The following is an 18,851-nucleotide window of genomic DNA, read 5'->3' as shown; positions in this document are numbered from 1 at the left end:
GGCGGGCGGACCCGCCGGCATGGTCGCCGGGTACGGCGGGGGTGGGGTCAGGTGACGCGGGCGCCGGTGGGCTCCCGCGTGCCTGTCGAGTCCTGTTCGGTCGGGTCGCTCGTGTTCTCGTCCACGCCCGTCGAGTCGCGGGCGGTGAAGCCGGTGGGGATGACGGTCGGGCCCTCCGGCAGCGGGGTGCCGGCGAGGTGGGCGATGAGCAGGCGGGCGGCGGCCGTACCCATCTCGCGCAGCGGCTGGCGCACGGAGCTCAGCGGCGGGTGGGTGTGCCCGGCCAGCGGCAGGTCGTCGAAGCCGACCACAGCGACGTCCCGCGGCACGCGCCGTCCGGCGTCGCGCAGCGCCTGCAGCGCGCCGGCGGCCGACAGGTCGTTGTGGGCGAAGACGGCGTCGAAGGGTACGCCGTCGGCGAGCAGCCGCCGTACCGCCGCGCGCCCGCACTCGAACGTGAAGTCGCCCTCCACCACGCGTTCCGGCTCGATCTCCAGGCCGGCTTCGGCGTACGCGCCGGCGAACCCGGCGAGCCGTTCCCGGGTGCAGCCGAACCGGCGCAGGCCGGTGACGACGAGCGGCCGCCGCCGTCCGAGCGCCAGCAGGTGCGTCGCGGCGGCCCGTGCCCCTGCCTCGTTCGTGGTGCGCACCGACGGGAAGCCGGGCTGGTGCCCCCGGTCGTCGATGAGGATGACCGGCAGGCCGCGCCGGTGCAGCTCGGTGATGTAGTCCAGCGTGCCCTCGGGCTCGACCACGAGCAGGCCGTCGAACGACTTGGCCGAGACCTGGGAGGCGAACCGGCGCATCGACTCGTCGCCGTGGGTGCAGGTGAACAGCAGCATGCCGTAGCCGGCGGCCTCGACCACGTCGGCCGCGCCTTGGAGCACCTCGCCCATCCAGGGCCAGGTCAGCGCCGGCACCAGCATGCCGACCACCCGGGTACGCCCCCGGGCCAGCCCGACCGCGCGGGCGCTCGGCACGTACCCGAGGTCGCTGATCACCGCGCGGACCCGGTCGGCGGTGCGGACGTGCACCTCGCCCTTGCCGTTCAGCACCCGCGACACCGTCGTCTTGCTCACCCCGGCGCGGGTGGCGACGTCGGCGATCGTGATCGGCACGTGGCGCTCCCGGGTCGAGGGGATGAGCGGAATGTTTCGGAACCGGTTGCGGAAGCGGTTCCGTGGCAGTCAACCCAAGTGCCGCGGCTCACGTCAATCACAGATGAGTAACGATGTATAGCTAAGTTCGAGCTGTAAAAAAAGTGCCCGGACTGAGTCTGCGCCGATCGCCGCGATGAGCAGGGTCGATGCCTTCCGGCTCGGCCGTTCCTGGTCCGAAGTGGAGGTTCAGGGACGGGCGTACACGTCGCCGGAGTTGGCCTCGTCCGGCAGCGTCCCCAGGTACGCGGCCACCTCGCCGGCCGGGCGCCACCCCGGCAGCGCGAACGTCGTCTCGTCACCGATCGCCACCGTGAAGCGGGTGAAGCCCAGCGCGGTGAGCCGGTCCAGGCAGCGCGCCGCCGCCACCCGGGCGATGGTGGTGAACTCGAACGACAACGCCGGGACCGGCCGGCTCAGCCCGGCGAGCACGGCGTCCTCGAAACCCTCCACGTCGATCTTCACGAACGCCGGCACGCCGTACGCGGCCATCAGCGCGTCGAGCGTGGTGCCGGGCACCTCGATCTGCGCGTCCCAGGTCTCGCCCGCCCAGCCGGGCGCGCCGTCGGCGGCGCGGACGAACCCGGGGGAGGCGGTGGAGACCGTCGGGTTGGCCGTGTTCACGTGCAGTCGCACCGGCCCGGCGGTACGCCCGCAGGCCGCCTCGACCACAGTCACCGCGCCGTCGTCCGCGTACAGCTCGCGCAGCGCCCGGGCGCACAACGGCTGCGGCTCGACGGCCACCACCGTCGCGCCGAGCCGGCGGAAGCTGCCCAGCCGGTCGCCCACGTGCGCGCCGATGTCGAAGACCAGGTCACCGGCGCGAACCAGCGGGGCGTAGAACGCGTCGAGCGCGGCGTCGCGCGCCGGGTCGCCGTGGTAGAAGTCCAGCGACCGGCGCAGACCGGACATCGCCGGATCCGCCTTCAGCGTCTCGATCACCCCGTCCCGCACCCCTCCGACGCTAGCCAGCGAGGCCGCCCTGCGAGCCTCATTCGCGTCCCTTGAGCGACCACCCCATCCTCCTAGGATGCCGTAGGGGTGGTGCGCTGCACCGCCCCCGCTACGCATGTCATGCGAGCGGTCGACGACGGCGGGATGCGGGGCGGGACCGAGATCCGGAAAGCGTCCGGCCCTCGGCGATGGGCGCGGTGGCTGCACGGGGGAGTCGGCCGGCGCCCGGGCCTCCGGAGCGGCCCGGCAGATCTTGGTACGAAACGGCCCTCATAGGGGCCCTCTCGTACCAAGATCTGCCGCAATCCCGGTAACCGGCACGCGGATCCCGCCGACTAGGACCCTCCCTCCGTACCGGAGGTGTCCCCACCATGGGTGGAACGTCATCGGTGTCAAACGAGGGCGGAGACACCCATGACGTTCCACCCGCTGGGCGCGGCGACGGTTGGGGGAGGGCTGGGCGCGGCGAGGGCCGGCGTACATGCAGGCCGTCGACAGGGCGGCAGCTGTCCCGGCGTTCGCTCAGCCCCTACCGGCGAGAGCCCGCCCGGCGCCGGCCAGAGGGCTGCGAGGGCCGGGCGACCGGGCTCGCCAAGGTCGGGATGGGGCTACGGGTTCTCGACGACCTCCTGGCCGAGCGGCCACAGCGCCGCCGGGACCAGCTTGAAGTTGGCCACCCCGAACGGGATGCCGATGATCGTCACGCAGAGCGCGACGCCGGCGAGGATGTGCGACAGCGCGAGCCACCAGCCGGCCAGCACCACCCAGAGCACGTTGGCCAGGCCGGAGGGGAGGCCGGCGCCGGGCTTGCGCACGATGGTGCGCCCGAACGGCCACAGCGAGTACGAGGCGAGCCGCAGCGAGGCGACGCCGAAGGGGATGGTGACGACCAGGACGAAGCAGATGAGGGCGGCGATGCCGTAGCCGAGGGCCAGGACGAAGCCGCCACCGAAGACGAGCCACAGCAGGTTCAGCAGAAAGCGGATCACCACTCCATGGTCGCTCGTGCCCGCAAGCGCGGGTATATCGGTGCGAGCGCCGGGTAGAGGAGGGCGTGGTCGAGCCCGAGTCGTCGTGCCTGTGGCGCCCGGGCAGGCGGGTGGCGCCGTGACGCCTGTGGCTCCGGCGGCGCGCCGGGAGTTCCGGGAGGCGTACGAGCGGCTGCGCCGGTACTTCATCGTGGCCCTTCAGGCCGGGCTGGCCGCCGGGCTGGCCTGGTACGTGGCCGCCACGCTGCTCAAGAATCCCCAGCCGCTGTTCGCGCCGGCCGCAGCGGTGGGCACCATCGCCGCGGCGATCGGCAACCGGATCCGCCGTACCGCCGAACTGCTCGGCGGTGTCATCGTCGGTGTCCTGGTCGGGGATCTGATCATCAAGCTCATCGGGGCGGGGCCGGTGCAGACCGGGCTGGTGGTGGCGCTCGCCATCTCGCTCGCGGTGGTGATCCGGGGCAGCGGCGCCGTGATGGTGCAGGCGGGCAGCACCGCGGTTCTGCTGGGCACCGTGGAGCCCAGCGCGCCGGACCTGGCCGTGCCGCGTACGGCGAACGCGCTCGTGGGTGGCGGGGTGGCGGTGGTGGTGGCGCTGCTGCTGTTGCCGCTGAACCCGGTCCGGGTGGTGCACCGTGCCGCCGGGCCGACCCTGGATCTGTTCGCCGGCGAGCTGACCGCTACGGCGAACGCGCTCGCCGCCCGGGACGCCGGGGCCGCCGAGGCGGCGCTGAACCGGCTGGAGGCGGCCGAGGTCGAACGAAAACAGACCACCGAGATCGTCGGCGCGGCCCGGGAGGTGACGGCGCTGTCGCCGTGGCGGTGGCGACGGCGGGCCCAGCTGCGCCGCTATCAGAACGCCGCGGCCCACCTGGAGTTGGCGTACACGAACAGCCGCAACATGGTCCGCCGGGTGGTGGCGCTGCTGGAGGCCGGTGAGCCGGTGCCGCCGGCGCTGCCGGTCGCGGTGGAGACGTTCGGGCAGTCGCTGCGGCTGCTGCACCGCGACTTCCTGGCCGGCCGGCTGCCGGACATCGCCCGGGATCGGGCGCGGGAAGCCGCCGAGCAGGCCGCCCGAGCCCGGGCGGCGGGCCTCGGTTTCTCCGGCACGATCGTGGCGTCGCAGCTGTTGATCGTGGTGGGGGAGCTGTTGCAGGCGTCCGGGATGACGAAGGTCGAGGCGGACCGGATGTCGGGCGTGTGCGAGCATCAACCGGACTCCCGCCCCGGCCCAAACGACCGTTAAGCTTCGGCTGTGGGAATCGACGATCTGTACCCGGCCGGGCGACTCGCCGAGGCCCAGCGCGCCACCGCCGCGGCGGGCCTGGACGCGCTGCTGCTCACCCCGGGTTCGGACCTGCGCTACCTGACCGGCTACGACGCCCGCGAGGGGGAGCGGCTGACCTGCCTGGTGCTACCCGCCGAGGGCGAGCCGACGCTGGTCGTGCCGGTGCTGGAACGGCCGGACGCCGAGGCCGCGCCGGGCGCCGGGTACCGGATCGTCGACCACGCCGACGGCGCGGACCCGTGGCCGCTGGTGCGCGCGGCGCTGCCCGGCCCGGTACGCGCGGTCGGGCTGGCCGACCGGATGTGGGCACAGCAGGTCCTCGCGCTGCGCGACGCGCTGCCCGGCGCGGCCCAGCGGCTCGCCTCCGACGTGCTGCGGGAGATGCGGATCCGCAAGTCACCGGCCGAGGTGGCGGCGCTGGCCGAGGCGGGCGCCGCGATCGACGCGGTGCACCTGCGGATGGCCGAGTGGCTGCGTCCCGGCCGCACCGAGCGGGAGGTCGCCGCCGACCTGGCCGCCGCGATCCGGGCCGCCGGGCACGCCACAGTCGACTTCGTCATCGTGGCCGCCGGCCCGAACGGCGCGAGCCCGCACCACGGCGTCTCGGACCGCCCGGTCGGCGCCGGCGAGCCGGTGGTGGTCGACATCGGCGGCACCATGCCGTCGGGCTACCGCTCCGACTGCACCCGCACGTACGTCGCCGGCGGTCCCGCCCCGGCCGAGTTCGTGGACTACTACGCGGTGCTGTGGGAGGCGCAGCGCGCCGCCGTGGCCGCAGTCGCGCCGGGCGTGACCGCCGAGGCCCTCGACGCGGTCGCCCGCGACGTCATCACCGTGGCCGGTTTCGGCGACGCCTTCCTGCACCGCACCGGCCACGGCATCGGCCTCGACGGCCACGAGGAGCCGTACGTGGTGACCGGCAACCCCCGGCCCATCGAGGCCGGCATGGCTTTCTCGGTCGAACCCGGGATCTACCTCGCCGGGCGGCACGGCGCCCGGATCGAGGACATCGTCGTCTGCACAACGGACGGCGGTCAACGGCTCAACACCACCCCCACGGAGCTCATCGCGCTATGAACGTCGACCGGATCCTGCCCACCGACGAGGCCCGCGACCTGCTGGACCTCGCCACCGAACTCGCCGACCGGGAGCTGGCCCCGGCCGCCGCCGGTTTCGAGGCCCGCGCCGAGTTCCCCCGGGAGGTCCTGCGCACGCTGGGCCGGTCCGGCCTGCTCGGCCTGCCGTACGCCGAGGAGCACGGCGGCGCCGCCCAGCCGTACGAGGTGTACCTGCAGGTGCTGGAGATCCTCGCCAGCCGGTGGCTCGCCGTGGCCGAGGCGGTCAGCGTGCACACGCTGTCCTGCTACCCGGTGGCCCAGTTCGGCACCGACGAGCAGCGCAAGATGCTGCCGGACATGATCGGCGGGGAGCTGCTCGGGGCGTACTGTCTCTCCGAGCCGCAGGGTGGTTCTGACGCGGCGGCCCTCACCACCCGGGCGGTGCGCGACGGCGACGCGTACGTCGTGACCGGCACCAAGGCGTGGATCACGCACGCCCAGGTCGCCGACTTCTACAACATCTTCTGCCGCACCGGCGGTCCCGGCCCGAAGGGCATCTCCTGCCTGCTGGCCGACCGGGCCACGCCGGGCATCCACCCGCAGGCCGTCGAGCGCACGATGGGCCTGCACGCCTCCCCGATCGCGCAGATCGCCTTCGACGACGCCCGGGTGCCGGCGGAGCGGCTGATCGGCGGCGAGGGCGCGGGCTTCACCATCGCCATGTCGGCGCTGGACTCGGGCCGGCTGGGCATCGCCGCGTGCGCGGTGGGCCTGGCCCAGGGCGCGCTGGACTACGCGGTCGGCTACGCCCGGGAGCGCCGCCAGTTCGGCCGCGCGATCATCGACTTCCAGGGGCTCGGGTTCAACCTGGCCGACGCCGCCACCCAGATCTCCGCCGCGCGGGCGCTCACGCTCGCCGCCGCGCGGCTGCGCGACGCCGGACGCCCGTACTCGATCGAGGCGGCGAAGGCGAAGCTGTTCGCCACCGACATGGCGATGCGGGTGACCACCGACGCGGTGCAGGTGCTCGGCGGCGCCGGCTACGTCGTCGACCATCCGGTGGAGCGGTACATGCGCGAGGCGAAGGTGCTGCAGATCGTGGAGGGCACCAACCAGATCCAGCGGCTGGTCATCTCGCGCGCGCTGGCCAAGGGCTAGCCTGTCGCGGTGACCTTCCCCCGGATCACCGCCGACCCCGACGTCATGGGGGGTGCGCCCTGCGTACGGCAGTCGCGCATCCCCGTGGCGACCCTGCTTGCCATGATGGCCGAGGGCATGTCCGTCACCGACATCCTCACCGACCTGCCGTTCCTGGACGAGGAGGACATGGCGGAGGTGCTGAACTACGCGGCGGACGCGGTGCGCGACCGGACGGCGCGCTGAGCGTCACCCCGGCGGGCCGGGTGCGGCGTGGGAGCGCTTTTCCGGCTAGGGTGCAGCGCGTGGAGGAGATCGACCGTGCCATCGTCGCCGCGCTGACCGGTGACGGTCGGCTGTCGTACACGGACCTGGCCGAGCGGGTGGGCCTGTCGGTGTCGGCCGTGCACCAGCGGGTCCGCCGGCTGGAGCAGCGCGGGGTGATCAAGGGGTACGCCGCGCGGGTGTCGTTCGAGGCGCTGGACCTGCCGCTGACCGCGTTCGTGGCGATCCGGCCGTTCGACCCGTCGCAGCCGGACGACGCGCCGGAGCGGCTCGCGCACCTGCCCGAGATCGACTCGTGCTACTCGGTGGCGGGGGAGGACTTCTACCTTCTGCTGGTGCGGGTGGCCGGTCCGGCCGACCTGGAGCGGGTGCTGCAGGAGATCCGCACCTCGGCGAACGTCACCACGCGCACCACCGTGGTGCTCTCCACGCCGTACGAGAACCGGCCGCCGAAGATCAATGGCGAGCTGACCGGTCGGGGGCGTCCCCGCCCGTCGGCGGAGCCGGCAGGTTCCACCGCCTGATCACCCGCCGGCCGTGCTCGTGGCCAAGCACGCTGAGCGTGGCGGTGTCCAGCCGCAGCAGCCCGCCGGCCGAGGGCGGCAGCCCGATCCAGCGCGCCCCGAGCACCCGCAGGGCGTGCCCGTGCCCGACGAGCGCGACGTCGCCCTGCTCCAGCAGCGGCGCGACCCGGTCCAGCACACGGTCCAGGCGGGCGCCCACCTGCTCCGGCGACTCACCGCCGGGGCCGCCGTCGGCCCAGATCGACCAGCCGGGCCGGTCGGCCTGGATGTCGGCGGTGGTGCGTCCCTCGTACTCGCCGTAGTCCCACTCGGCGAGGTCCGGCTCGATCGCGTCCACGGTGAGCCCGGCCAGGGCGGCGGTGCGGGTGGCGCGCTGCCGAGGGCTGGACAGGACCCGGGCGAAGCGCCGGCCGGCGAGCAGGGGGGCCAGCGCGCCCGCCTGCCGCTCGCCGTCGGGGGTCAGCTCCAGATCGGTGTACGAGGTGTGCCGGTGGGTGGCGCTCCAGGTGGTCTCGCCGTGCCGGATCAGCAGGATCTCGTTCACCGGCCCAGTCAACCACGGCGGGGCGGGCCGGGCCCGCCGACGGTTCGCGTCGCCGCTCACCGCGTTCCTGGCTGCCGTCACCGACCGGGCCCATGCCTTCAACCTATCGTCCTAGGATGCACTACGCGATGTGCGCAGCACAACAGCGTTTGACACGACAGTCACCGGGGACGCGACAAGGGCAACGCTCAGCCGGAACGAGGAGGGCGACATGAGCTTCACCGACAAGGCGAAGAACAAGGCCCAGGAGATGAGCGGCATGGCCAAGGAGCGCATCGGCGACGTCACCGACAACGAGCGGTTGCGGGCCGAGGGCGCCTCCGAGCAGAGCACGGCGCGCGCCCGGCAGGCCGGGGAACACGCCAAGCAGGCGGGCCGCGACGTCAAGGACGCCTTCAACAAGTGAGTACGCGGACGGCGGGCCACCTCATCGCTGAGGTGGCCCGCCGTCGGGTGTCCGGGGTCAGTCGTCGCGGTGGGCGAGCCACCAGGCCTGGCCGGCCTCGGGCAGCGTGTCGATCGGGTCGTAGTAGGCGTAGCGCTTGTTCAGCGCCTCCAGGTCCGCCGACTCGATCGAGGTGCGGTAGTTCTTCGTCCAGTACGAGATGCCGCGCTCACGGTCGTAGTCGGTGAGCATGTGCACCCAGCGCTTGCCGACGAACGGCACGTCACAGACGATCCGCGGCGTGGCGTAGCCGGGCAGGTAGCCCATGATGTCGTGCTGGAGCTGCTGGGCGTGCCAGACCGGGACGCGCCAGTGCTCGGCGTTGGGGATCATGTCGCACATGTAGAAGTAGTACGGCAGGATGCCCGCCTCGCCCTGCAGCGCGAAGCACAGGTCGAGCAGGTCGGCGCTGGTGGCGTTGACGCCGCGCATGAGCACGCCCTGGTTGCGGACGTCGCGTACGCCGACGTCGAGCGCGGTCTGGGCGGCCTTGGCGACTAGCGGGGTCAGCGACTGGGCGTGGTTGACGTGGGTGTGGATGGCCAGGTTCACGCCGCGGCGGGCGGCGGTACGGGCGACCCGCTCCAGGCCCTCGACCACGTCGGGCTGCAGCCAGTGCTGAGGCAGGCCCATGAGCGCCTTGGTGGCGAGCCGGATGTCGCGGATCGTCTCGATCTCCAGCAGGCGCATCAGGTACGACTCGAGGTTGCGCCACGGCACGTTGGCGACGTCGCCGCCGGAGACGACCACGTCACGTACGCCGGGGTGGGCCTTGAGGTAGCTGATGTGGGCGTCGTAGCGGTCGACGGGCTTGAGGGTGAGCTTGAGCTTGTCGACGGCGGGGGTGGAGTTACCGACCAGGTCCATGCGGGTGCAGTGCCCGCAGTACTGCGGGCAGGTGGAGAGCAGCTCGGCGAGGACCTTGGTGGGGTAGCGGTGGGTGAGGCCTTCGGCGACCCACATGTCGTGTTCGTGGAGGCTGTCGCGGCTGGCGTACGGGTGCGACGGCCAGTCGGTGCGGCGGTCGGAGGCGACCGGGATCATGTAGCGGCGGATCGGGTCGGCGAGCAGCGCCTCGGTGCTCATCGGCTCAAACGGCACCATCGTGTTGAGCATCTGCGGCGGCACCAGCATGGACATGGTGGCCAGGGCCTTCTGGTCGGCCTCCAGGTCGGCGTAGAAGGTCTCGTCGACGGTGTCGCCGAGGACGGCGCGCAGCTGCTTGATGTTCTTGACGCAGTTGACCCGTTGCCACTGGGCGCTCTCCCACTGGTCGCGGGTGATGTGGCGCCAGCCGGGGAAGCGGGTCCAGTCGGGTTCGACGAGGGGCGCGCGGCGGTATTCGTACGGCTGGCCGGCGGCCGGGACGGCGATCGGCGTGGGGCGGGGCGTCGGGATGGTCTCCACCGGTTGGGTCTGGGTCACGGCCCCTCCTCGTCAGCGTGCGGGTTGATCAACGGATGCGTAGGCTACTGGAAAATCTGCGGTGAAGAAATTAGTCTGCCGGAAGTTTTCCCGCGACGCGAGTCCTGACCAGGGGTTCGGGCGGCTGGACATAGGGGGTCGGCGTGACATCACCGGTGGGTCTGCACCGAGTCGTGGAACCGGCGGGGGTGCTCCCGCAGGCGGCCTGGCGGCTGGACCCCGACCCGCGCATCGCGGCGAACGAGGTGCGGATCCGGGTCGAGCGGCTGAACCTGGACGCGGCGAGCTTCCGGCAGCTGGCGGAGAAGCACGGCGGCGACGGGGACAGGGTCCGCGCCGAGGTGCTGGAGATCGTGTCGACCCGGGGGAAGATGCAGAACCCGGTGACCGGTTCCGGCGGCATGCTGATCGGCACCGTCGAGGAGGCGGGCCGCCGCTCGCCGCTGGGGCTGACGGCGGGCGACCGGGTGGCGACGCTCGTGTCGCTGACGCTGACGCCGCTGACGATCACCGACGGGCTGGCCCGCTGGGACGGGCGCAGCGAGCAGGTGCCGTGCGACGGGCACGCGATCCTGTTCGCCCGGTCGATCGCGGCGGTGCTGCCGCCGGACCTGCACCCCGAGTTGTCCCTCGCCGTGCTGGACGTGTGCGGGGCGCCGGCGTTGACCGCGCGGGTGGTGGCCGAGCAGGTGGCGCGGCGCTCGCGTGAGGGTGACCCGCGCCCGGTGTCGGTGGCGGTGATCGGTGGGGCCGGCAAGAGCGGGTCGCTGTCGCTCGCGGCGGCGCGGCGGGCGGGCGCCGCCCGTACCGTCGGAGTGGTTCCGGTGGACGCGGAGCGGAACGCGCTGGCGGCGGCCGGGCTGGCCGACGTGGTGGCGCTCGCGGACGCGCGGGATCCGGTGGGATTGTCGACGGCGGTGACGACGGCGCTGGGTGTGCCGGCGGACGTGACTGTGGTGTGCGTGGACGTGCCGGGGTGTGAGCACGGCGCGGTGCTTGCCACGGCGGACGGCGGTACGGTGATCTTCTTCTCGATGGCGACGAGCTTCGCGGCGGCGGCGCTGGGCGCGGAGGGCCTGGCGGCGGACGTGACGATGCTGGTGGGCAACGGGTACGTGCCGGGGCACGCGGCGCTGGCGCTGGACCTGTTGCGGACCGAGCCCGGGGTGCGCGGTCTGTTCGAGGCCCGTCTGGCGGCAGACTGAGACCATGACGAACCCCTCGACGCTGTATCGCGGCGGAGTGCTGCACTGTCCGGCCGAACCGAGCGCGACCGCGCTGCTGGTGCGCGACGGGCGGATCGCCTGGCTGGGCACGGACGCGGACGCGCCGCGGGCGGACCGGGTGGTGGAGCTGGGCGGTGCGCTGGTGACGCCGGCGTTCGTTGACGCGCACGTGCACGCGACGGACACCGGGTTGGCGTTGTCGGGGCTGGATCTGTCGGCGGTGCGGTCGGCGGGTGAGCTGCTGGAGGCGGTGTCGGCGTTCACGGCGGGCCTGCCGGGTGACGCGGTGGTGCTGGGACACGGCTGGGACGAGTCGGGCTGGGCGGATGCGTCGTTGCCGGATGCGGCGGCGCTGGACCGGGCGGCCGGTGGGCGGCGGGTGTACCTGTCGCAGGCGTCGATCCATTCGGCGCTGGTGTCGGCGGCGCTGCTGGCGGCGTGCCCGGAGGTGGTGTCGGCGGCCGGGTACGACGCGTCGGGGTGGCTGCGGCGCGACGCGCACCACGTGGTGCGGGCGTCGGCGTTCGCGTCGGTGACGCGGGCGCAGCGGGTGGCGGCGCAGCGGCGGGCCCTCGAACACGCGGCGTCGCTGGGAATCGCGGCGGTGCACGAGTGCGGCGGGCCGGACATCTCCGACGAGGAGGACTTCACCGGGCTGCTGGCGGTCTCGGGGGCCGGGGTGCCGGAGGTGTACGGGTACTGGGGTGAGCTGCTGGGCGCGGCGAAGGCGCGGGAGCTGGGCGCGGTGGGCGCGGGCGGGGACCTGTTCGCCGACGGGGCGCTGGGGTCGCGGACGGCGCACGTGTCGGCGGCGTACCTGGACGGTGAGGCGGGGGCGTGCGGGCACGGGTACGTGTCGGCGGAGCAGGTGCGTGATCATCTGCTGGACTGTGCGGCGCACGGGTTGCAGGGCGGGTTCCACGCGATCGGGGACGCGGCGATCGGCACGGTGCTGGAGGGTTTCGGTCTGGCGGCGCGGTCGCTGGGTGTGGACCGGTTGCGGGCGGCGCGGCACCGGGTGGAGCACGCGGAGATCATGAGCAAGGCGTTGATCGCCGGGTTCGTGGAGTACGGGATCGTGGCGTCGATGCAGCCGGCGTTCGACAGGTTGTGGGGCGGCGCGGGCCGGATGTACGAGTCGCGGCTGGGGTTGGCGCGGTCTCTGGAGTCGAATCCGATGGGCGCGATGCACGGGGTCGGGGTGGCGTTGGCGTTCGGGTCGGACTCGCCGGTGACGCCGCTGGATCCGTGGGGTTCGGTGCGGGCGGCGGCGGCGCATCACAATCCGGCGCAGCGGATGAGTGTGCGGGCGGCGTTCGCGGCGCACACGCGCGGCGGCTGGCGGGCGGTGCATCTGGACAACGAGGGTGTGCTGGCGTTGGGGGCGCCGGCGACGTTCGCGGTGTGGGACACCCCGGCGGGGGTGGAGCGGGGGCTGCCGGTGGTGCAGGCCGAGGATCCGGAGTTGCGGGGCGCGGACGATCCGACGCCGCTGCCGGTGTGCCGGGCCACTGTGTTGCGCGGTGACGTGATCTATCAGGAAGGGTCTTCGTGACAGGCAAGCTTGGGCTGGATCCGGCGTTGGTGGCGCGGGCGCGGGAGTTGGCGCGCCGGGCCGGGCAGCCGGTGGTGGATCTGGCGCGTAGCCACACCACGGTGTCGGTGGAGCGGGCGGTGCTGCGGCTGGCCGGGGTGACCGGCGCGGACCCGGACGGCATTCCGTGGGTGAACCGGCTCGTGGACGCGGTGGTCGCGGACGTGGGCCTGGGGCACGGGGTGGCGGCGCCGGTGTTCGACGCGCTGGCGCGTGAGGGCATCGCTGATGTGACGTTGCTGGCGCAGAAGGCGGCGGCGGGGTCGGTGCGGTTCGCGCAGCCGTCGGGCAAGGCGGCGACGGCTGCGCGGCGGGCGTCACGTAAGGCGGTGGCGGCGGGGATCCGCAGCATCGACCGGCGGCGTGTGGAGCGGGACCGCCTCGTGAAGCGGTTCGGGGATCCGGCGCAGCGGCCGTGGATCTACCTGATCGTGGCGACGGGTGACATCTACGAGGACATTCCGCAGGCGCAGGCGGCGGCGCGGGCCGGCGCTGACGTGATCGCGGTGATCCGGTCGACGGGGCAGTCGCTGCTGGACTACGTGCCGGAGGGGGCGACCCGGGAGGGTTTCGCGGGCACGTACGCGACGCAGGAGAACTTCCGGTTGATGCGGGCGGCGCTGGACGAGTCGTCGCGGGAGCTGGGCCGGTACGTGCGGTTGACGAACTACGCGTCGGGTCTGTGCATGCCGGAGATGGCGACGCTGGCCGGCCTGGAGCGGCTGGACATGATGCTCAACGACTCGATGTACGGGATTCTGTTCCGTGACATCAACCCGATCCGCACGTTCGTGGACCAGCGGTTCTCGCGGCAGGTGCACGCGCGGGCGGGGATCATCATCAACACCGGTGAGGACAACTACCTGACCACCGCTGATGCGGTGGACGAGGCGCACACGGTGACGGTGTCGCAGCTGCTCAACGAGTACTTCGCGCACGAGGCGGGCCTGGCGGACTGGCAGTTGGGGCTGGGGCACGCGTTCGAGATCAACCCGGATGTGCCGGAGTCGTTGCGGTTGGAGCTGGCGCACGCGCTACTGGCGCGGGAGTTGTTCCCGGACGCGCCGTTGAAGTGGATGCCGCCGACGAAGCACATGACCGGTGACGTGTTCCGCGGCAACCTGCTCGACGGGTTCTTCAACCTGGTGGGCACGATGACCGGGCAGGGGATTCTGCTGGTCGGGATGATGACCGAGGCGGTGGTGACGCCGTGGCTGTCGGACCGGGACATCGCGCTGCAGAACGTGCGGTACGTGCTGGGCGCGGCGGGCGGCCTGCACGAGGACTTCGTGCCGGCGCCGGGCGGGTTCATCCAGGAGCGGGCGCACCGGGTGCTCGGTGAGGCGGTGGACCTGCTGGAGCGCATCGGCGACCAGTCGCTGCTGACGGCCATCGCGGAGGGCACGTTCGGGATCATGAAGCGGCCCGCGGACCGCGGTAAGGGTCTGGACGGGGTGGCCCGGCACGAGGCGGACTACTACAACCCGGCCACGGAGATCCTGGAGCAGCAACCGTCATGAGTGAGAAGACGATCGTGCGGCCGTACGGGGACACCACCGGCGACGGCATGGTGCAGGTGTCGTTCACGTTGCCGGTGCCGCACGACAAGCGGGCCGAGGGCGCGGCGGTGCAGCTCGCAAACAAGATGGGCATGGACCCGGCGATGCTGGTGCACGCCAAGCCGATCGGTGACGGGTTCACGTTCTTCGTGGTGTACGGGCGGGTGAACCACCTGGTGGACCTGGCGAAGGTGCAGGTGGTCGAGCGTGACTATCCGCTGCTGTCGGCCAAGGAGGTCAACGCGGTGGTGAAGCGGCAGCTGCGCCGCAAGCTGTCCGTGGTGGGCGCGTGCATCGGCACGGACGCGCACACCGTCGGCATCGACGCGATCCTCAACGTCAAGGGCATCGCCGGGGAGAAGGGCCTGGAGTACTACCGGGAGCTGAAGGTCACGAACCTCGGCGCGCAGGTGAGCGTGCCGGAGCTGGTCGAGGCGGCCCGGCGGGAACGCGCCGACGCGGTGCTGGTGTCGCAGGTGGTGACGCAGCGCGACGCGCACCTGCACAACACGCGGGAGATGTCGGCGGCGTTCCGCGAGGCCATGCCGGCGGGGAAGCGGCCGCTGCTGATCGTCGGCGGGCCGCGCTTCGACGAGACGATGACCGGCGAGCTGGGCGTGGACCGGATCTTCGGCCGTGGCACCACTCCGGGCGAGGTCGCCAGTTACCTCGTCCACGCTTTGATCACTTCCAGGAAGGCGAACGCCGCATGAGCGATCCGCGTGTCGGTCTGACAGTCACCCACCGCCGGTACGTGCCGTACTCCCACGCCCACTACGCGGGGAACCTGGTCGACGGGGCGTACGCGCTGGGGTTGTTCGGGGACGTGGCGACCGAGGTGTGCATCCGCACCGACGGCGACGAGGGGTTGTTCGCCTCGTACGCCGATGTGCAGTTCCGGGCGCCGATGAAGGCCGGTGACGTGCTGGAGGTGACGGCGACGGTGACCCGGGTGGGCACCCGCAGCCGCACCATCGACTTCGCCGCGACAGTGGTGTGCCGAGGCCGCCCGGACAAGGGCGAGTCCGCCGCCGAGGTGCTCGACGAGCCGATCGTGGCGGTCACCGCGACCGGCACGGTGGTCGTGCCAGCGTCGGCGTGAGCGCGAGGAGCGAGCCGGTCGTCGTCTGCGCCGACGTGGGGTCGACGTACACGAAGGCCGCGGTGGTGGACCTCGACGGCGGCCGGCTGGTCGCGGCGGCGTCCGCGCCCACCACTGTGGGCACGGATGTGCTGCACGGCCTGGACGCCGCGGTCGGCGCGGCCCTCGCGTCGGCCGGGGCCGGTGAGGCGCCCTGGTACGTGTGTTCGTCGGCCGGGGGTGGGCTGCGCCTCGCGGTGGTGGGTTACGAGCCGCTGGTGACCGCTCAGGCGGGCCGGCGGGTCGGTCTGTCGGCGGGCGCGAACGTGGTGCACGTGGCCGCGGGGCGGCTGTCCGGGGCGGACGTGTCCGCGTTGCGGGCGGCCCGCCCGGACGTGGTGCTGCTCGTGGGCGGCACCGACGGCGGGGACGCCGAGACGGTGGCGCACAACGCGACGCGGCTGGCGAAGGCCCGGTTCCGGGTGCCGGTGGTCCTCGCCGGCAACGCCGACGTGCGCGACGAGCTGCACGCGCTGCTGGCCGGCGCGGGCGTGCCGGTGACGGTGGCGGGCAACGTGCTGCCCCGCATCGGGGTGCTGGAGCCCTCCTCGGCGCGGGCGGCCATCCGGGAGGTGTTCCTGCGGCACGTCATCGGCGGCAAGAAACTGTCCCGGGGTACCCGGTTCGCGCGGCTGGTCCGCGCCGCCACCCCGGACGCGGTGCTGACCGGCGTGGAGGTGCTCGCCGGCACCGTCGGCGGTGACCTGGCCGTGGTGGACGTCGGTGGCGCCACCACCGACGTGTACTCGGTGCTCACCCCGGACGAGCGGGACAGCGGCCCGAGCCAGGAGGTCGCCGGGACGCTGTGGCGGGCCCGTACCGTCGAGGGTGACCTGGGCATGCGGTGGAGCGCGCCGGGTGTGGTGCGCGCCGCGGTCGAGGAGCGGCTGCTCGACCCGGCCGAGGAGGTGGAGCTGGCGGCCGCGGCGGCGGTCCGGGCCGCCGACCCGGGGTTCCTGCCCGCCGGTGACGCCGACCGGGCCGCGGACCGGCGTATCGCGGCCCTCGCGGCGACTGTGGCGTTGCGGCGGCACGCGCGGGGGGCGGCGACGGGGGAGAGGGCCGGGCGGGACCTGCGGGAGGTGAAGCTGCTCGTCGGCTCCGGTGGGGTGCTGCGGCACGCCGACCCGGGCGACGCGGGCGCGGTGCTCGATGCGGTCCTCACCGACCACGCCGGCGGGTGGGCGTTGCCGCGCGCGGCCCGCCCGGTCGTCGACGTGGACTACGTGCTGGCCGCCGCGGGGCTGCTCGCCGCCGACCATCCGGGCGCGGCGGCGGCGATGCTGCGGCACCATCTGGGCGGCTGAACCGCGCTCAGGAATCGAGACGCGCCGACGCGACACGCCGTGTCGCAACACACGACAGGCCCGGGTGGGTTGACAGCGGCGGGGGTCCACGCCGTACCGTCTTTGAGTCCTACCACGGGAAGCGGCTGTTGTTCGCTTCGTCCCTTCGTCCGCTGGCCGAGCGACCGGAAGGTTGCGGCGGCCAGGTCCAGCGGGCGGGGGTCGGCGGGGCGGCGCGAACCGGCCGCGGTTACCGGTGTACGGGCAAGGCGAGAGGCACGGCCAGTAGACAACGGCCAGGCGGGGGCAGCCAGTCCACGTCGGGTCGGTCCGAAGGTCGGCGCCGATCGCTTTCGCCCCACCGGCCGGGAAGGGCCTGGGAGCATCGGGGCGCGGCTTAGGCCGCGCCCCGATTTCATCCCCCCGATGTTTCCCGTGTCAGCGGCCGAGCCGCCGGTAGCGGCGCACCGCCGCCGGGGCGGCCACCGCGATCAGCGCCACCGGCCAGGCGATCGCCAGTTCCAGCGCGTGCCGGGCCGGCCACGAGTCCCCGCCCAGGCCGGGGTTGCCGAACAGGTCCCGGGCCGCCGCCACCGTCGCCGACAGCGGGTTCCACGCGGCGATCGCGCCCAGCCAGTCCGGCATCAGTTCCGGCGCCACGAACACGTTGGACAGGGCGGTCAGCGGGAACGCCAGCGGGAACACCACCACCGCGACCGTGTCCGGGTTCGGCACGAGCAGCCCGAACAGGATGCCCACCCAGGTCATCGCGATGCGCAGCAGCAGGATCAGCGCCACCGCGGCCAGCGCCGGGCCGACGCCGTCGCGCCACTGCCAGCCCACCAGCAGGCCGCACACCACCAGCGTGGTCATCTCCAGGCAGGCCCGTACCACGTCGGCGCCGGCCCGGCCGGACAGCAGCGCCGAACGGGCCATCGGCAGCGACCGGAACCGGTCCACCACGCCCCGCCCGGCGTCCACAGCGATCGCCGACGCGGTCGCGCCGAGGCCGTACAGCATCGTCATCACGAACACCCCGGGCAGCAGGAACTCCCGGTAGTTGCCGCCGCCCGGCACGGCCATGCCGCTGCCGAACACGTAGCCGAACACCAGCACGAACATGATCGGCAGGCTGAAATAGAGGATGATCTCCTCGGGGGCGCGGACCACGTGGCGCATGTTCCGCCCGGCCATCAGCCACCCGTCGGCAAGCGCCCTCACGACGCCACCCCCACCCGCTGCGCGTCGGCGTGACCGCCGGTGAGGCGCAGGAACGCCTCGTCCAGCGTCGGCCTGCGCACCAGCACGTCCTCCACCGCAACCCCGGCGTCCTCCAGGGCCCGCAGCACCGCGGTCAGCACGACGATCCGGTCGGTCACCGGCGCGTCCACGCGCCGTAGCTCCGCGTCCACCGTCGCGGACGTGCCGGTGGCGCGCTGCACCACCACCGCCGCCGTGGGCAGGTCGGCCGCGTCGCGGACCACCAGCTCCAGCCGGTCCGCGCCGATGCGGGCCTTCAGCCGCTCCGGGGTGCCCTCGGCGACCACCCGGCCGGCGTCGATGACGCACACCCGGTCGGCGAGGTGGTCGGCCTCCTGCAGGTACTGGGTGGTCAGCAGCACCGTGGTGCCGTCGGCGACCAGTTCCCGCACCGCCGTCCACAGGCCGTTGCGGCTGCGCGGGTCCAGTCCGGTGGTCGGCTCGTCGAGGAACAGCACCCGCGGCGGCACCACCAGGCTCGCCGCCAGGTCCAGGCGGCGGCGCATCCCACCGGAGTAGCCGCCCGCCGACCGGTCGGCGGCCTCGGTCAGGCCGAAGCGGTCCAGCAGCTCCTCGGCGCGGCTGCGGGCCCGGCGCGCCGACAAGCGGCGCAACCGGCCGAACAGCACCAGGTTCTGCCGGCCGCTGAGCACCTCGTCGACCGCCGCGTACTGGCCGGTCAGGCTGATCGCCTCACGGACCCGGTCCGGTTCGGAGGCGACGTCGTGCCCGGCCACCCGGGCGCGCCCGGCGTCGAACCGCGCCAGCGTGGTGAGGACCCGCACCGCAGTGGTCTTGCCGGCGCCGTTGGGGCCCAGCACCCCGTACACGCTGCCAGCCGGCACGGCCAGGTCGAAGCCGTCCAGGGCGGTGGTGCGGCCGTACCGTTTTCGTATCCCGTCGGCCAGCACGGCCGTCGTGTCGTCGCTCATGGGAGTCAGCGTCACCGGCGCCGCTGACCAGGCGCGTACCGCGCGCG

General features: G+C 73.3%; 19 protein-coding genes. 12 read left to right on the top strand and 7 right to left on the bottom strand.

Going from position 1 to position 18,851, the window contains the following annotated elements:
- Positions 1–47: 47 nt before the first annotated feature.
- The 3 genes from ACSDG8_RS01785 to ACSDG8_RS01775 all read right to left on the bottom strand — a co-directional run bounded on the left by ACSDG8_RS01785 (position 48) and on the right by ACSDG8_RS01775 (position 3,100).
- Complete coding sequence (locus ACSDG8_RS01785) at positions 48–1,118, bottom strand: LacI family DNA-binding transcriptional regulator (protein WP_210898900.1); 1,071 nt, start codon at positions 1,116–1,118, stop codon at positions 48–50.
- 228 nt (positions 1,119–1,346) lie between these two features.
- On the bottom strand, positions 1,347–2,069 hold the full coding sequence (locus tag ACSDG8_RS01780) for an FkbM family methyltransferase (protein WP_210899046.1): 723 nt from the start codon (positions 2,067–2,069) through the stop codon (positions 1,347–1,349).
- A gap of 650 nt (positions 2,070–2,719) precedes the next feature.
- Complete coding sequence (locus ACSDG8_RS01775) at positions 2,720–3,100, bottom strand: YccF domain-containing protein (protein WP_174534142.1); 381 nt, start codon at positions 3,098–3,100, stop codon at positions 2,720–2,722.
- Positions 3,101–3,218: 118 nt separating this feature from the next.
- Between ACSDG8_RS01775 and ACSDG8_RS01770 the strand changes: the two genes are divergently transcribed.
- From ACSDG8_RS01770 to ACSDG8_RS01750, 5 genes are read left to right on the top strand one after another with little or no spacing between them, the layout of a single operon-like run.
- Positions 3,219–4,346, top strand: coding sequence for an FUSC family protein (locus tag ACSDG8_RS01770; RefSeq protein ID WP_210898899.1), 1,128 nt, complete (start codon positions 3,219–3,221; stop codon positions 4,344–4,346).
- A 9-nt stretch (positions 4,347–4,355) separates the two neighbouring features.
- Positions 4,356–5,465 carry a M24 family metallopeptidase gene (locus ACSDG8_RS01765; RefSeq protein WP_439427555.1) on the top strand — a complete coding sequence of 370 codons (1,110 nt, stop codon included), beginning with the start codon at positions 4,356–4,358 and terminating at the stop codon, positions 5,463–5,465.
- Positions 5,462–6,604: an acyl-CoA dehydrogenase family protein gene (locus ACSDG8_RS01760; RefSeq protein ID WP_210898895.1), complete on the top strand. Its 1,143-nt coding sequence runs from the start codon at positions 5,462–5,464 to the stop codon at positions 6,602–6,604. The genes ACSDG8_RS01765 and ACSDG8_RS01760 overlap by 4 nt, the downstream gene beginning before the upstream one ends.
- A gap of 9 nt (positions 6,605–6,613) precedes the next feature.
- Positions 6,614–6,829 carry a DUF433 domain-containing protein gene (locus ACSDG8_RS01755; RefSeq protein WP_030502405.1) on the top strand — a complete coding sequence of 72 codons (216 nt, stop codon included), beginning with the start codon at positions 6,614–6,616 and terminating at the stop codon, positions 6,827–6,829.
- Positions 6,830–6,888: 59 nt separating this feature from the next.
- On the top strand, positions 6,889–7,392 hold the full coding sequence (locus ACSDG8_RS01750) for an Lrp/AsnC family transcriptional regulator (protein WP_030502406.1): 504 nt from the start codon (positions 6,889–6,891) through the stop codon (positions 7,390–7,392).
- Here ACSDG8_RS01750 and ACSDG8_RS01745 read toward each other — a convergent pair.
- The gene (locus tag ACSDG8_RS01745; RefSeq protein ID WP_210898894.1) at positions 7,325–7,936 is read right to left on the bottom strand and encodes a histidine phosphatase family protein; all 612 of its coding nucleotides are present in this window, start codon (positions 7,934–7,936) and stop codon (positions 7,325–7,327) included. The genes ACSDG8_RS01750 and ACSDG8_RS01745 overlap by 68 nt on opposite strands.
- A 211-nt stretch (positions 7,937–8,147) precedes the next feature.
- Between ACSDG8_RS01745 and ACSDG8_RS01740 the strand changes: the two genes are divergently transcribed.
- Positions 8,148–8,342 carry a CsbD family protein gene (locus ACSDG8_RS01740; RefSeq protein ID WP_073829538.1) on the top strand — a complete coding sequence of 65 codons (195 nt, stop codon included), beginning with the start codon at positions 8,148–8,150 and terminating at the stop codon, positions 8,340–8,342.
- A 57-nt stretch (positions 8,343–8,399) separates the two neighbouring features.
- On the opposite strand, the gene ACSDG8_RS01735 is transcribed toward ACSDG8_RS01740, so the two are convergent.
- Complete coding sequence (locus tag ACSDG8_RS01735; protein WP_210898892.1) at positions 8,400–9,806, bottom strand: KamA family radical SAM protein; 1,407 nt, start codon at positions 9,804–9,806, stop codon at positions 8,400–8,402.
- Positions 9,807–9,949: 143 nt separating this feature from the next.
- Here ACSDG8_RS01735 and ACSDG8_RS01730 point away from each other — a divergent pair, with 143 nt between their 5' ends.
- Genes ACSDG8_RS01730 through ACSDG8_RS01705 form a run of 6 tightly spaced genes read left to right on the top strand, consistent with a single transcriptional unit; the run spans position 9,950 to position 16,633 of the window.
- On the top strand, positions 9,950–11,011 hold the full coding sequence (locus tag ACSDG8_RS01730; RefSeq protein ID WP_307856260.1) for a zinc-binding alcohol dehydrogenase: 1,062 nt from the start codon (positions 9,950–9,952) through the stop codon (positions 11,009–11,011).
- 4 nt (positions 11,012–11,015) lie between these two features.
- Positions 11,016–12,587, top strand: coding sequence for an amidohydrolase (locus ACSDG8_RS01725; protein WP_210898889.1), 1,572 nt, complete (start codon positions 11,016–11,018; stop codon positions 12,585–12,587).
- Positions 12,584–14,146 carry a lysine 5,6-aminomutase subunit alpha gene (locus ACSDG8_RS01720; RefSeq protein ID WP_210898887.1) on the top strand — a complete coding sequence of 521 codons (1,563 nt, stop codon included), beginning with the start codon at positions 12,584–12,586 and terminating at the stop codon, positions 14,144–14,146. Before ACSDG8_RS01725 ends, ACSDG8_RS01720 begins: the two co-directional genes overlap by 4 nt.
- Positions 14,143–14,898: an OAM dimerization domain-containing protein gene (locus tag ACSDG8_RS01715; protein ID WP_210898885.1), complete on the top strand. Its 756-nt coding sequence runs from the start codon at positions 14,143–14,145 to the stop codon at positions 14,896–14,898. Before ACSDG8_RS01720 ends, ACSDG8_RS01715 begins: the two co-directional genes overlap by 4 nt.
- Positions 14,895–15,287, top strand: coding sequence for a hotdog domain-containing protein (locus ACSDG8_RS01710; protein WP_210898883.1), 393 nt, complete (start codon positions 14,895–14,897; stop codon positions 15,285–15,287). Before ACSDG8_RS01715 ends, ACSDG8_RS01710 begins: the two co-directional genes overlap by 4 nt.
- The gene (locus ACSDG8_RS01705) at positions 15,284–16,633 is read left to right on the top strand and encodes a glutamate mutase L (protein ID WP_210898881.1); all 1,350 of its coding nucleotides are present in this window, start codon (positions 15,284–15,286) and stop codon (positions 16,631–16,633) included. The genes ACSDG8_RS01710 and ACSDG8_RS01705 overlap by 4 nt, the downstream gene beginning before the upstream one ends.
- Positions 16,634–17,050: 417 nt before the next feature.
- Here the strand turns inward: ACSDG8_RS01705 and ACSDG8_RS01700 are convergent, their stop codons facing one another.
- Complete coding sequence (locus tag ACSDG8_RS01700) at positions 17,051–17,833, bottom strand: ABC transporter permease (RefSeq protein ID WP_210898879.1); 783 nt, start codon at positions 17,831–17,833, stop codon at positions 17,051–17,053.
- Positions 17,830–18,804 carry an ATP-binding cassette domain-containing protein gene (locus ACSDG8_RS01695; protein ID WP_210898877.1) on the bottom strand — a complete coding sequence of 325 codons (975 nt, stop codon included), beginning with the start codon at positions 18,802–18,804 and terminating at the stop codon, positions 17,830–17,832. Before ACSDG8_RS01695 ends, ACSDG8_RS01700 begins: the two co-directional genes overlap by 4 nt.
- Positions 18,805–18,851: the final 47 nt, after the last annotated feature.

This window comes from Micromonospora sp. LA-10, assembly GCF_051853095.1.
GTDB lineage: Bacteria > Actinomycetota > Actinomycetes > Mycobacteriales > Micromonosporaceae > Micromonospora > Micromonospora echinospora_A.
Note: the sequence above shows the minus strand (reverse complement) of the source record. Positions and strands in the feature narration are given on the sequence as shown.